Origin of the sequence: Streptomyces sp. NBC_00647 (assembly GCF_045207245.1) — a bacterium.
In the GTDB taxonomy this organism is placed as follows: Bacteria; Actinomycetota; Actinomycetes; order Streptomycetales; family Streptomycetaceae; genus Streptomyces.
In genome coordinates this window covers 4,767,793-4,780,607 of the sequence record NZ_CP109040.1, presented here as the reverse complement: position 1 = coordinate 4,780,607, position 12,815 = coordinate 4,767,793, and the positions used below count along the sequence as shown (strand labels likewise).

At 72.3% G+C, this 12,815-nt stretch carries 12 protein-coding genes; 5 read left to right on the top strand and 7 right to left on the bottom strand.

What is annotated here, in order from left to right; translation table 11 throughout:
• Nucleotides 1–46: 46 nt before the first annotated feature.
• A complete protein-coding gene (locus OG788_RS20815; RefSeq protein WP_351541446.1) occupies nt 47–1,240 on the bottom strand; it encodes a thiolase C-terminal domain-containing protein in 1,194 nt (397 codons plus the stop codon).
• Nucleotides 1,241–1,389: 149 nt separating this feature from the next.
• On the opposite strand from OG788_RS20815, the gene OG788_RS20810 reads away from it, so the two are divergent.
• Entirely contained in the window at nt 1,390–2,577 is a 1,188-nt protein-coding gene (locus tag OG788_RS20810) for an acyl-CoA dehydrogenase family protein (protein ID WP_406372648.1), read from the top strand.
• 83 nt (nt 2,578–2,660) lie between these two features.
• Entirely contained in the window at nt 2,661–3,191 is a 531-nt protein-coding gene (locus tag OG788_RS20805) for a nitroreductase family deazaflavin-dependent oxidoreductase (protein ID WP_406376805.1), read from the top strand.
• A gap of 186 nt (nt 3,192–3,377) precedes the next feature.
• On the opposite strand, the gene OG788_RS20800 is transcribed toward OG788_RS20805, so the two are convergent.
• The gene (locus OG788_RS20800) at nt 3,378–4,013 is read right to left on the bottom strand and encodes a TetR family transcriptional regulator (RefSeq protein WP_266765735.1); all 636 of its coding nucleotides are present in this window, start codon (nt 4,011–4,013) and stop codon (nt 3,378–3,380) included.
• A gap of 221 nt (nt 4,014–4,234) precedes the next feature.
• Here OG788_RS20800 and OG788_RS20795 point away from each other — a divergent pair, with 221 nt between their 5' ends.
• Nucleotides 4,235–4,969, top strand: coding sequence for a VOC family protein (locus OG788_RS20795; RefSeq protein WP_406372646.1), 735 nt, complete (start codon nt 4,235–4,237; stop codon nt 4,967–4,969).
• Between the two features lie 381 nt (nt 4,970–5,350).
• Nucleotides 5,351–7,681, top strand: a complete 2,331-nt coding sequence (locus tag OG788_RS20790; RefSeq protein WP_351541440.1) for a serine/threonine-protein kinase — start codon at nt 5,351–5,353, stop codon at nt 7,679–7,681.
• 316 nt (nt 7,682–7,997) lie between these two features.
• Here the strand turns inward: OG788_RS20790 and OG788_RS20785 are convergent, their stop codons facing one another.
• From OG788_RS20785 to OG788_RS20775, 3 genes are read right to left on the bottom strand one after another with little or no spacing between them, the layout of a single operon-like run.
• A complete protein-coding gene (locus tag OG788_RS20785; RefSeq protein WP_406372644.1) occupies nt 7,998–8,807 on the bottom strand; it encodes an enoyl-CoA hydratase/isomerase family protein in 810 nt (269 codons plus the stop codon).
• Nucleotides 8,804–9,229: a Zn-ribbon domain-containing OB-fold protein gene (locus OG788_RS20780; protein ID WP_406376804.1), complete on the bottom strand. Its 426-nt coding sequence runs from the start codon at nt 9,227–9,229 to the stop codon at nt 8,804–8,806. The genes OG788_RS20785 and OG788_RS20780 overlap by 4 nt, the downstream gene beginning before the upstream one ends.
• A gap of 21 nt (nt 9,230–9,250) precedes the next feature.
• Nucleotides 9,251–10,399, bottom strand: coding sequence for a lipid-transfer protein (locus tag OG788_RS20775; protein ID WP_406372642.1), 1,149 nt, complete (start codon nt 10,397–10,399; stop codon nt 9,251–9,253).
• Nucleotides 10,400–10,498: 99 nt separating this feature from the next.
• On the opposite strand from OG788_RS20775, the gene OG788_RS20770 reads away from it, so the two are divergent.
• Complete coding sequence (locus OG788_RS20770; protein ID WP_406372640.1) at nt 10,499–12,103, top strand: FadD3 family acyl-CoA ligase; 1,605 nt, start codon at nt 10,499–10,501, stop codon at nt 12,101–12,103.
• A 135-nt stretch (nt 12,104–12,238) separates the two neighbouring features.
• On the opposite strand, the gene OG788_RS20765 is transcribed toward OG788_RS20770, so the two are convergent.
• Nucleotides 12,239–12,418, bottom strand: a complete 180-nt coding sequence (locus OG788_RS20765; protein ID WP_406372638.1) for a hypothetical protein — start codon at nt 12,416–12,418, stop codon at nt 12,239–12,241.
• Nucleotides 12,419–12,611: 193 nt separating this feature from the next.
• Nucleotides 12,612–12,785 (bottom strand): hypothetical protein, encoded by a 174-nt coding sequence (locus OG788_RS20760; RefSeq protein ID WP_266759824.1) that lies wholly within the window; start codon nt 12,783–12,785, stop codon nt 12,612–12,614.
• Between the last annotated feature and the right edge of the window lie 30 nt (nt 12,786–12,815).

The window sequence follows — 12,815 nt, the reverse complement described above, 5'->3', positions numbered from 1 at the left end:
GCCGACCAGGTGAGCGCGGGACAGGGACCGGGCCTCCTCGAACCGCTCATCCCCGCCCCAGCACCACCGTCCCCGACGAGCAGAACCAGCCTCCCGTCCCGGAGGCCACCGCCAGCCGGGGGAGTGTGCCGTCGGGGCGGCGCACCTGCCGCCCTTCCGGCAGCTCGCCCCGTAACTGCCGAACGGCCTCGACCAGCAGGAACAGGCCGCGCATTCCCGGGTGTTGGGCCGACAGCCCGCCCCCGTCCGTGTTCACGGGCAGTTCCCCGCCCACCAGCAGCCGCCCCTTCGCGGCGTCCACGAACGATCCGCCCTCGCCCTTGGCGCAGAAGCCGAGGTCCTCCAGGGTCACCAGGGTCATGTAGGTGAAGGCGTCGTAGATCTCGGCGAAGTCGATCTCGTCCGGGCGGATCCCGGCCCGCTCGAAGGCGAGCCGGCCGCTCACCGCCGCCGGGGAGACGGTGAAGTCCGCCCACTCGGACATGGTGGTGTGGGAGACGTGCTCGCCTGTGCCGAGCACCCACACCGGGGCCGTACGGCAGTCGCGTACGTACTCCTCGGCCGCCAGCAGCACCGCCGCGCCGCCGTCGGAGCGGATGCAGCAGTGCAGCTTGGTGAAGGGGTCCGCGATCATCGGCCCCGCCAGGACCTCGTCGACGGTCACCGGGTCGCGGAACATCGCCTCCGGGTTGCGGGCGGCGTTCGCGCGGGCCTGGACGGCGACCGAGGCGAGCTGTTCGAGCGTGGTGCCGTAGGTGTGCATGTGGCGGCGCGCGGCCATCGCGTACTTGGCGATGAGGGTGTGGCCGTAGGGGACCTCGAACTGGAGCGGGCCCCGGGCGCCGAACGACAGGTTGCCGGTACGGCGGCCCGCCCTGATGTCGGCGCGGGCCGTGGAGCCGTAGACGAGCAGGACGGCCTCGGCGTGGCCCGCCGCGATCGCGTCGGCCGCGTGGGCCGCCATGACCTCCCAGGTGGACCCTCCGACGGAGGTCGAGTCGACCCAGGTGGGGCGCAGCCCCAGGTATTCGGCCACGTCGGCGGGAGCGAGGGTGCCGAGGCCGGCCGACGCGAAACCGTCGATCACCGAGCGGTCCAGGCCGGAGTCGGCCAGCGCGCGGCGCGCGGCCTGGGCGTGCAGCGCGTACGGGGTCGCCTCGTCCACACGGCCGCAGTCGGACAGGGATATGCCGACGACGGCGACCTTGCGACGGCTGTGGCCCGGGGTGGCATGCGTCATGAATCTGACGGTACATCAGATAACTGTCGCGCCGGGAGATGGTCGCACCCCTGTGCATCTGGAACCCTCCGCCCTAACATGACGGCCCGTCAGATCCGGGATGTCCGCCGTCCAGCTGTCCCGCTGCCCGACGAGGGAGGAGCCCGCCCATGGATGCCCATCTCACCGCGGAGCAGGAGGAAATACGCCGTACGCTGCGGGAGTTGCTGGTCAAACGGTGCGGCCCGGAGGAGCTGAGGGCCGCCGAGCTGACCCCCGCCGGCTATGACCCGGCGCTCTGGGAGGCCCTGGCGCAGCAGCTCGGGCTGCCCGGGCTCGCCCTCCCCGAGGAATACGGCGGTGTCGGCTGCTCGGTGACCGAACTCGCTCTCGCCTGCGAGGAGTCGGGCCGTGCCCTCGCCCCCTCGCCGCTGCTGGCCACCGCTGTTCTCGCCACCCCGCTGATCATGGCCCTCGGTACCGAGGGCCAGCGCCTCGCCCTGTTGCCGCGGCTGGCCTCGGGCGCGCTCACCGCCGCCCTCGCGGTGCCGGGCGCGGGCCTGGCCACCGCCCTCGGGCTGGTCGGCGACAACCGCGGGGACTGGGCCGGCGGCGGTCGCGCCGGGGGCGTGCAGGCGCGCCGGGCGGACGGTGTGTGGCGGCTCTACGGGCAGGCGGCGCAGGTGCTCGACGGGCACAGCGCCGGGCTGCTGGTGGTGGCCGCGCACACCGGCGGGTTCGCGCGGTCGCGGACGCTGCTGTTCCTGGTGAGGGCCGGTGCCGAGGGGCTCGTGCGCGCGAGGCAGACGTCCCTGGACGGGACACGGCCGCAGGCCCGGCTCGAACTGCGCGATGTCGAAGCCGAGTTGCTGGGCGATGAACAGACCGACGTGCCCGCCGCCCTGGCCGCCGTCGGGGACACCGCCGCCGCGGTGCTCGCCGTCGAGGCCGTCGGTGCCGCCGACCGCGCGCTGGAACGCACCGTCGAATACGTGCGCCGACGTGAGCAGTTCGGGCGTGCGATCGGCTCCTTCCAGGCGGTCAAGCACCGGCTCGCGGATGTGTACGTGGGTGTGCGGTCGGCACGCTCGGCGGCGTACTACGCGGCGTGGGCCGCCGGGACGGGCGGCGAGCGGGTGGGCGGACTCGCGCTCGCCCAGGCGCTGGAGTCGCTGCGCACCGCCGCCTCCGAGGGCATCCAACTGCACGGCGGCATCGGCTTCACCTGGGAGCACGACGCCCATCTCTTCTTCAAGCGCGCGTCCGGCGACGAACTGCTCTTCGGTCCCGTGCACCGACTGCGCGCGCACGCCGCCGAGGCCGCGCGTCTCTTCGACGGCGGGGAGGTGGCGGTCTGATGGCGGTCAGGCGTTCGCGTGAGGGGACCGGCTCGGGAAGCGGCGCTGGGGGGAGGGAGGGCACCGGGACCGGGGCGAGGCGGATTCCCGGCGTGCGGCTGGTGCAGCGGGTCTCCTCGACCCGGGCCTTCGCCAGGGTGGCCCCCCATCTCATTCCGGCTCTCGACCGCGCCGTGCACCGGCTGACGCGCGGGAAGGTGCTGCTCAGCGCCCAGATGCTGCCGGGGGTCGTCCTGACCGCGCGGGGCGCCAAGAGCGGCCTGGAGCGCCGCACCCCGCTGGCCTGTATGCCGCAGAGCGACGCGTCGGGTGCCGTCGCGGGGGCCGGCTGGCTCCTCATCGGCTCCAACTTCGGCCGTACGGATCACCCCGCCTGGACCGCGAACCTCCTCGCTCGTCCCGAGGCCGTCATCAACTGGAAGGGCGAGGACATCCCCGTGACCGCCCGGCTCCTCACGGGTGAGGAACGGGCCGCCGCGTGGAAGACGGTGCTGGCGTTCTGGCCGCCGTACGCCACCTATCAGGCCCGGGTGGACCGGGAGATACGGCTCTTCAGGATCGTGCGCCGGCCTGTGTCCACGGGCACCGCGGAAGGCGAGGTCCGGTCCGGCTGAACGCCCCGCGCGGTCCGGCCGAACCGGCCTCCCGGCCGGGAGCTTTCGCGCACGGCGACGGGCGGTTCCCTGCCCGTCGGCCGGTTCCCCGCCCGTACAGCGCAGCGGGCGGCAGCCCACCGGAATGTTCCTCCGGGATGAACTGCCGCCCGCATGACAGGAACTGGGGCCAACAGGAGCGGGAATCTACTTCGTCGGCTTCTTCCCGGTCACGCCCAGATACACCAACAGCGCAAGGTTCGGCTTGAGTTCGGCCTGCTTGACGCCCCACGTCTGGAAGCCCTTCTGATGCGAGGCGACCGCCGCGAGCATGGCGACGAGGGAACCGGCCATCGCAGCCGGGTTCACGTCCTTGTCGACCTTGCCCTTGGCCTGGAGGTCGGTGACCGAGTCCGTAAGGGAGTTGTTCACCGAGTTCAGGATCTTCATGCGGATCTTGTAGAACCGTTTGTCGCCCTCGGCGGCACCGAGGTCGACGACTCGCAGGATCGCGTCGTTCCTGCGCCAGAACTCCAGGAAGCCGTCGACGAGTTCCTGTGCGGTCTGCCAGCCGGCCTTGCCGACCCAGGACCGCCCTTCGAGCAACTGGGTCAACCCGGCGCCCTCGGCCGCCATTTGCTCGGCAATCTCCAGGACGGCGCCTTCGACGTCCGGGAAGTACTGGTAGAAGGTCGCCGGTGAAGTGCCTGCCTTCCGGGCGACGTCAATGACTTTGACATCCCGGTAGGGCGAGGAGCTGAGCATCTCGCTGAGGCAGTCGAGCAGCTTCTGCCGGGTCGCCTGCCCACGTCGTCCGGCCACGCGGCCGTCGACGGTACGCACTTGTCCTGTCATGCCGTCAGCTTACCGAGGGGTGATCGGAGCGCGATTCGGCCGACTGCAAATGGGGTGCGGCCGTACATCGCGGGGGTTCGACGGGGGTTCGGCGCGGGGTTCACCGTCGGGCCCGATGCCGCGCGCAGGGGCCTTGAGCAGCGGCGGAGTGTCACCGGAGCGGCTGCGCCTGCTCTGCGGGATGCGGAAAGGGCCGTTAGCTTGGCCGCATGGCCGAATCAGCCGTTGTCGCCGGGTTCTCCGAGGGTGTGCCCTGCTGGGTCGACGCACAGCTCCCCGATGTGGAGGCGGGCAAGCGCTTCTACGGCGAGCTGTTCGGCTGGACGTTCCCCGAGGAGTCCGGCCCGTCTGGCTGGGCGGAGCTGGACGGCGAGCCGGTGGCCGCGCTCACGCCCAAGCGGGACGGCCGGATGCCGACGGTGTGGACCGTGTACTTCGCGACGCCGGACGCCATGGCGCTCACCCGGCGGATCACCGAGGCGGGCGGCCAGATCATCACCGCCCCCACGGGGGTCGGCGCATCGGGCGGGCTGGGCAGGGAGGCCCTCGCCACCGACCCGGAGGGCGCCGTCTTCGGCCTCTGGCAGCCCGGCACCCATCCCGGCTTCGGCAGACGCCACGAACGGCGCACTTTCTGCTGGGCCGAGCTGTACGCGCGCGACACCGCGACCGTCGACCGCTTCTACGGCGCCCTCTTCCGTGACGCGCTGTTCGGACCCGACGCGACCCCCGACTTCGGCCGTGTGCCCGTCTCGGGCGTCTTTCCGGCCGAGATGCCACCCCACTTCGTCGTCCACTTCGGGGTCGAGGACTGCGAGGAGGCACTCGGGACGGTGAACCGGCTGGGCGGCCGCGTCCAGGTGACACCCTTCGACACGTCGTACGGACGGGTGGCCGTCGTCACGGACAATCAGGGTGCGTCGTTCGCGGTGCTTGAACGGTGAAGGACCCCCGACCTGCCGTGACGCCGCTTCGACACTGACGGTGCTTCAAAGTTGAACATGCCTCAGCTCTTCGGCCGAAACGCTTCTGCGGCGAGGGGCGCGGTATTTCGACGTGAGGGACGGCACTTCCTGGGTGAAGGGCGGGGTACTTCTGGGGTGAGGAGCGCATTTCGGCCTTGAACCGTCGCGCCCCGGCGGCCGTACTCCTGCGGGGGCGGTTGTTTTGTCACGAGACACCCCGATCCGCCCCCGGGTTCGCAACCTGTGGCTCGGCCAGGAAGAATCGGGGTGCGTGCCGCCATGGCGGTGCGGTGGTGAGACGCTGCACTGGGCCGCGTTCATACGTGGATGACGTGACCCGTACGGGGAGGTGGCAGGCAAGTGGTGGATCAGCTGACGCAGCACGATCCGCGGCGGATCGGGCCGTTCGAGGTGCTGGGACGGCTGGGTGCCGGCGGCATGGGGCTGGTCTATCTCGCGCGCTCGGCTTCCGGCCGACGCGTGGCGATCAAGACGGTCAGGACGGAGCTCGCCGAGGACCAGCTGTTCCGGGTCCGCTTCTCGCGCGAGGTCGAGGCGGCCCGCGCCGTGTCGGGCTTCTACACGGCGGCCGTGGTCGACGCCGACGCCCGTGCCGCGGTGCCGTGGCTGGCCACCGCCTACGTGCCCGCGCCCTCGCTCGAGGAAATAGTGAACGAGTGCGGGCCGCTCCCGGCCCAGGCGGTGCGCTGGCTGGCGGCGGGCGTCGCGGAGGCGCTCCAGTCGATCCACGGCGCGGGACTCGTCCACCGTGACCTGAAGCCCTCCAATGTGCTGGTCGTCGAGGACGGGCCGCGCGTGATCGACTTCGGTATCGCGTCCGGTGTTTCGAACACCCGTCTGACCATGACCAATGTCGCCGTCGGTACACCCGCCTACATGTCGCCCGAGCAGGCGAAGGACTCGCGCAGCGTGACCGGCGCGAGCGATGTCTTCTCGCTCGGCTCGATGCTCGTCTTCGCGGCGACCGGACACGCCCCCTTCCACGGCGCCAACCCCGTCGAGACGGTCTTCATGCTGCTCCGCGAGGGCCCGGACCTCGAAGGCCTCCCCGACGAGCTGCGCCCGCTCATCGAGTCCTGCATGCAGATGGACGCCACGGCCCGCCCCAACCCCGCCGACCTCCAGGCCCAGCTCGCCCCCCATCTCTTCGGCTCCGGCTCCGACGACAGCGGTACGGCGTCGGCGTGGCTGCCCGAGCGGGCGGTGGGCCTGATCGAGACGCGCCGCGGGGGCCGTCCGCCGGTGAAGCAGCCGGCCGCGGGAAGCGGACGCAGTGGCGGGGGGCGCGCGGTCGTGCCGCCGCCTCCCTCGCACGCCCCGGTGCCCGTGGGGGCGCCCGACACCGGCCCCGTGCGCCTCGCGGGCGCCAAGGTGCCCATCGGTCCCGGCCCGCGCGTCGCCGACGCCCGCGCGGCCGCCGTGAAGGCGCCGCCCCCGGAAGCCGGGCTCGCGGCGTCCTGGTCCCGGCCGCGCATCGGCGTGAACGGCGCCGACCCGGCACCCGCGCCCACGGTCGCGCCCCCCGCGCCCGACGCGCCGTCCGGCTGGCGCCCCTGGCGCTTCCGTATGTCGAACGACGTCTGGGGCACGCCCTCGGTCGCCGGCGACCTCGTCTACGTCACCTCCTTCGAGGTCCACGCCCTCGACGTCGCGACCGGCCGCCGCCGCTTCAAGACCCGTGACGTGGCCTGGTCGATGGCGGTGGCGGACGGCCGCATCCACGCCTCCGACGGGCCGACGCTGTTCGCGCTCGAGGCCAGGGAGGGCGCGGATCTGTGGCGCCTGTCCACGGACGCCTGGGTCTACTCGCTGCAGGCCGACCGTGGAACGGTCGTCACCGGCACCCGCGGGGGCGGCATCCAGGCCTGGGAGGCCTCGAACGGCCAGAAGCTGTGGGAGATCAGCGGCTGCCAGACGGACTTCGAGTCCCCCGAGGCCGGTCCGGCGCTCCACGACGGCACGGTGTTCGTCTGGAAGGACGCGCGGCTGCGCGCGCTGGAGGCCCGTACGGGTGAGGAGCGGTGGTCGTACCCGATCGGTGACGCGGCCTCCTGCGGCGGTGTACCGGTCCGCATCACGTACGCGCCCGACGGCTACGCCTACATCTCCGCCGGCACCCGTGTCCTCGCCGTCGACGTGGCGAGCGGTCACGTCCGCTGGCACTTCGAGGCCCCGGCCGTCTTCCTCTGCCCGCCCACCTTCGCTCCGGGCCCGGCGGTGACGGGCGGTGGCGTCTATCTGGCCGACTACCTCGGCACGGTGTACGCCCTCGACGCGACCGACGGCCGCGACCGCTGGCGCATCGCCACCGAGTCCCGCGCCTCCACCGAGCCGGTCCTCGTCGCCGCGGGCCACGTCCACGTGGGCAGCGGCAAGGGCCTGTACACGCTGGACGCCGTCACCGGCACCCCGAAGTGGCGCTTCCAGGCCGGGGGCGACCTGGTCGGCGCCCCGGCCGTGGCCGACGGCCGCATCCACTTCGGCTCCACGGACCACCTGCTGTACACCCTGAAGGCCGACGACGGGCGCCTGCGCTGGAAGCTGGCCACCGGCGGCGAGATCACCGGGGCACCCGTGGTCAAGGACGGGGTCGTGTACGCGTGCAGCAAGGACCGCTGTGTGTACGCGCTGGACGCGGAGAAGGGGACCGGGACGGCCCGCACGACGTGACGGAGCCCGCTCCGGGACTTCTGTGACGGCCGCCGTACCGGGCACGGAAGGGTCTCCGGACGGCGGCCGTCGCTCGCGCGGGCGGCGTGCGGGATGCCGCTCCGGCTGCCGACGCTACGCCCGGCGTGACCGGTCCGCCACACGGAGCGAGCGCCACCCGGCCGGGGGCTGTCCGGTCGGAGGGCCGCGCGGTCCGGGGCCGCCCGGTCCTGGGTTCCTCCGGTCGGAGTGCCACCCGGTCCGAGGGTTGCCCGGTCCGAGGGCTGCCCGGTCCGAGGGCTGCCCGGTTCACGGAGGGGGCGTTCGGACGGCCGCCCTAACGCAGCCGGAACCCCGGCCGTCGTGCCGAGAAGAGGCCCGCCTGCCGCTCGGCCGGCAGGTTCCCGAGGGAGACGAGATGGGGGGCGTGCGCGAGGGCCGCCGCACGGGTCGCCTCCTGCGCCAGCCACAGGGCCCGTACGGTCCCCTGGACGGCTTCTGCCGGGTAGGACGCGATGACCGCCGCGCACTCCACAGCCGCGGCCAACGCACCGCCCGGCGGGGTGAGTTCGGACACCAGTCCCACCTCGTGGGCCCGCCGTGCGGAGATCCGTTCGGCGGTCCCCATCAGCGCCATCCGCGCGACTTCCCCGAACGGCATCCGCTGCGCGAGGTAGACGGACTCGTACGCGCTGACCATCCCGTACGTCGTGTGCGGATCGAAGAAGGTCGCCTCCTCGTCGGCCACGATGAACTCGGACTCGCCCAGCAGATAGAAGGCGCCACCGCAGGCGATCCCGTTCACGGCGGCGATCACCGGCTTCCACAGGTCGTTGGCCTTCGGTCCGACCGCGGCGAGCGGATCGTCCACCATGTACGGGGAGTCGGGCTGCGGTACGGAGGCGCTCCGGTCGATGCCGGTGCAGAAGGCCCGCGTCCCGGCGCCGGTGACGACGATCGCCCGTACGGTGTCGTCGAACCGGAACTCGCGCCAGGCGGCGACCAGTTCGGCCGCCATGCCGAGATCGATGGCGTTGAGCCTGCCGGGCCGGTCGAGCGTCAGGACGGCGACCCCCGTGTCCTTGTCGACCGCCACCACGAGCCCGCCGCCCCCGGCGCCCGCCTCGCCCGGCGCGTCCCCGCTCACGCCCGCTCCAGGACCCAGCGCGGAACGGTCACGCCGTTCACCTCGGTGAACACCGCCTGGACCCGTGCACCGATCCGAATCCGTTCCGGCGGGACCGAGTTGAGGGGCTCGTCCGGTCCGCTCACCAGATTCCCGACCAGCCGTATCCGGGGCGCGTCGGCCAGCTCCACCACGATCGCGTTGTACGGGGCCTGCTCCGCGTAGGCGGGAAGGAGCGGCGGATGCGGGACGACGTACGACCAGATCCGGCCCCGCCCGCTCATCCTTCGCCACTCGCTCGCGAAGGAGTGGCAGTGCGGGCAGCAGGGCCGGGGCGGAAAGCGGAGTTCGTCGCAGTCGGCGCAGGACTGGACGCGGAGTTCGCCCCGGGCCGCGTACTGCCAGAAGGGCGCGCCGTCGTCGTCGAGGACGGGGGACAGCAGGGACTCGTTCATCTCGGCTCCTCAGCTTCTCAGCAGGAGTGCGGAGGTCGGGACCCCTTCCCCCGCCGTGACCAGGCAGGTCGCCGCCCCCGGCACCTGTGCCGTACTGGTGCCCCGCAGTTGCTTCACGCCCTCGTTGATGAGGTTGAAGCCGTGCACGTAGGCCTCGCTGAGCCCGCCGCCCCCGGTGTTGACGGGCAGCCGTCCGCCGATCTCCAGCGCACCGCCCTCCGTGAAGGCCGCGCCCTCCCCGCGCCCGCAGAAGCCGTATCCCTCCAGCGAGAGCGGGATGAGGGGCGTGAACGCGTCGTAGATCTGGGCCACGTCGACGTCCTGCGGTGTGAAGTCGGCGTGCTTCCACAGGTGTCGAGCGGCTGTCCAGGCGGGTCCGGTGAGCGGGTCGCCGTTCCAGTAGTTGACCATGCCGTGGTGCTGGGCCGGCAGACCCTGGGCGGCGGAGTGGACGTACACGGGCCGCTGCCGGCAGTCACGGGCCCGCTCGGCGGAGACGATCACGCAGGCCAGCGCGCCGTCCGTCTCCAGGCAGTTGTCGAAGAGACAGAGGGGCTCGCTGATCCAGCGGGAGGTCATGTACATCTCGCGGGTCAGCGGGCGCTCGTACATCATCGCGGCCGGGTTCTGGTTGGCGCGGTTGCGGCAGGCCAGCGCCACGTTGAACAGATGGTCGCGCGTCGCCCCGTACTCGTGCAGGTAGCGGCGCGCGAGCATCCCTATCTCGTCGGCGGGCCGCAGCAGCCCGAAGGGCCGGGTCCACTGGGCCGGGGTGGGGAGCTGGACGGCCGTGTTCTTCCAGGGCCGGGGACCGCTGCCCCGTTTGCGTGAGCGCCAGGCCACCCCCACCGTCGCCTGGCCCGTGGCGACGGCGGCGGCGAGATGCGCGACGGTGGCGCAGGAGCCGCCACCTCCGAAGCCCACCTTGCTGAAGAAGGTGAGGTCACCGAACCCGACGGCCTTGGCGACCTCCACCTCGTCGGTCTCCTCCATGGTGTAGGAGGCGAGCCCGTCGACCTCGGCGGGCGCGATGCCGGCGTCGTCGAGGGCGGCGAGGACCGCGCGGCAGGCCAAGGCCTTCTCGGACTCGGGGAGTTGTCTGGCGAACGGGGTCTGTCCGATCCCGACGACGGCTGTGGCGTCCTTGATCCCCGGCATGGGTGCACCTCCGCAGACGGTCCCGGCTGCTGACAGGCCGTCAGGCTACAGCTAATCTGACGGTCAGTCAGCTAGTGGTGCTTCAGCGGGAGGTGCGCGATGCGCGGTGACCTGGAGTGGGGCGGCGTCCCGGGACTGGTGCGGTCGGCGGCGACCCGCTTCGCGGACCGCGACGCGGTTGTCGAGGGCCGGACACGCATCTCCTACGAGGAGTTGGGCGCCCGGGTGGAGCGCGCCGCGGCGGCCTGCGTGGCGAGCGGCGTACGTCTCGGCGACCGTGTCGCCATCTGGGCCCCGAACACGCTCGACTGGATCGTCTCCGCCCTCGGCGCGGTGTCCGCGGGCGCGGTCCTCGTCCCCCTCAACACCCGCTTCAAGGGCGCCGAGGCCGCGTACGTACTGGCGCGGAGCCGGGCGAAGCTGCTGTTCGTGACGGGTACGTTCCTCGGCACCTCCTACGTGGCCTCGCTGCGGAGGGCGTCCGGCGAGGGCCCCGGACCCGGACCGCTGCCCGGTCTCCCGCACCTGGAACAGGTGGTGGTCCTCGCGGACGACGCCCCCGCCGACTTCCGCACCTGGAAGGACTTCCTCGCGGGCGGGGAGGGCGTGGGGACGGACGAGGTACGCCGGCGCGGCGCGGCCGTGTCCGGCGCGTCACCCTCGGACATCATCTTCACCTCGGGCACCACGGGCCGCCCGAAGGGTGCCCTGATCACCCATGCGCAGACGCTGCGCTGCTACGAGATCTGGAGCGACCTCGCCGGCCTGCGCGAGGGCGACCGCTACCTGATCGTGAACCCGTTCTTCCACACGTTCGGCTACAAGGCCGGGATCATCGCCTGTCTGATGCGCGGGGCGACGATGATCCCGCAGCCGGTGTTCGACGTGGACACGGTGCTCGCGAACGTGGCCGCGGAGCGCGTCTCCGTCCTGCCCGGCCCGCCCACGCTCCACCAGTCGCTGCTGGACCACCCGTCCCGGGCCGCGTACGACCTTTCGGCCCTGCGTCTGGTGGTCACGGGCGCGGCGGTGGTGCCCTTGCGCCTGGTCGAGCGTCTGCGTACGGAACTCGGTGTAGACACGGTGCTGACGGCGTACGGCCTCTCCGAGGCGAGCGGGATCGTCACGATGTGCCGCAGGGGAGACGCGCCGGCGGTGATCGCCTCCACCTCGGGCCGGGCGATCCCGGACACCGAGGTGCGGGTGGTGGACTCCTCGGGAACCCCGGTGGCACCCGGCTCGCCCGGCGAGGTCCTGGTCCGCGGCTTCAACGTCATGCGCGGCTACTTCGAGGACCCCGAGGCCACGGCGGCGGTTCTGTCCGAGGACGGCTGGCTGCGCACGGGTGACGTGGGCGTCCTCGACCCCGAGGGCAACCTCCGCATCACCGACCGCATCAAGGACATGTACATCGTCGGCGGCTTCAACGCCTACCCCGCGGAGATAGAGCAGCTGCTCGGCCTGCACCCCGACGTCGCCGACGTGGCGGTCATCGGCATCCCGGACAGCCGCCTGGGCGAGGTCGGCAAGGCCTACGTCGTCCGCCGCCCGCACTCCGTCCTCACGGCCGACGGCCTCATCGCCTGGTCCCGCCGGGAGATGGCCAACTACAAGGTCCCGCGCACGATCGAATTCGTCCCCGAACTGCCACGGAACGCGAGCGGGAAGGTGGTGAAGGGGGAGCTGCGGACCGGGACCTTCTGAGCTACGGCGCCGCGTAGTGCGGGCCGCGGCGCCAGGCCGACGAACTCGCCCGGCCGGGGCCGAGATGATCCACTCGGCCCCGGCCGGCCCCCGAGGTCATGGCCGCGGCTCAGGTCGCGTCGGCGGCGTCCGGGGTCACGGGGTAACGGTGACGTGGGTGTTGTCCGTGGTCACGGGAGTGTCCGTGACGTGGGTGTTGTCCGTGGTGATCGGGGTGTCCGTGACGTGCGTGTTGGCGAACGCCGGGACCGACGCTCCGATCGCCGCGGCGGCCGCGATGGCCGCGGTGACGAAGGCCTTCTTGGTGCGAGTCATTCCAACTCCTGGGGGGAGAGGGGACTTCTGGACACCGAGGGACGCCAGTGGCCCAGGGGGCGCTGGTCCGCTTTATTCGAACGTATGCGCCAATTATGGGCCTGAACTGCGCAGCAGGCGCCCGGACGCACGGCGGCCGCGGCGGCTCCCCCTCCGCGCCGCCGCGGCCGATCCCCGTGTGGTGTGGTTCTGGTCAGGCAGGCTCGTCCGTGGCGTGGACGTTGTCCGTGGACGCGTCGCCGGTGTCCTCGCCCGGGGCGATCGGGTTCTTGCCCTTGAGCGGCTCGTCCGTGGCGTGGACGTTGTCCGTCGAGGCCGTCGGCTCGCCGGTGGCGTGGACGTTGTCGGTGCTGAGGTCGTCACTCATGACTGGCTCCCCTGGCAGTTCTGTTCGCTG

Excerpts from the sequence above, each read along its gene's own strand:
- OG788_RS20815 (WP_351541446.1), bottom strand. The coding sequence starts at position 1,240 with ATGACGCATGCCACCCCGGGCCACAGCCGTCGCAAGGTCGCCGTCGTC.
- OG788_RS20760 (WP_266759824.1), bottom strand. The coding sequence starts at position 12,785 with ATGAGTGACGACCTCAGCACCGACAACGTCCACGCCACCGGCGAGCCG.
- OG788_RS20795 (WP_406372646.1), top strand. The coding sequence starts at position 4,235 with ATGGCCGAATCAGCCGTTGTCGCCGGGTTCTCCGAGGGTGTGCCCTGC.
- OG788_RS20810 (WP_406372648.1), top strand. The coding sequence starts at position 1,390 with ATGGATGCCCATCTCACCGCGGAGCAGGAGGAAATACGCCGTACGCTG.
- OG788_RS20770 (WP_406372640.1), top strand. The coding sequence starts at position 10,499 with ATGCGCGGTGACCTGGAGTGGGGCGGCGTCCCGGGACTGGTGCGGTCG.
- OG788_RS20765 (WP_406372638.1), bottom strand. The coding sequence starts at position 12,418 with ATGACTCGCACCAAGAAGGCCTTCGTCACCGCGGCCATCGCGGCCGCC.
- OG788_RS20775 (WP_406372642.1), bottom strand. The coding sequence starts at position 10,399 with ATGCCGGGGATCAAGGACGCCACAGCCGTCGTCGGGATCGGACAGACC.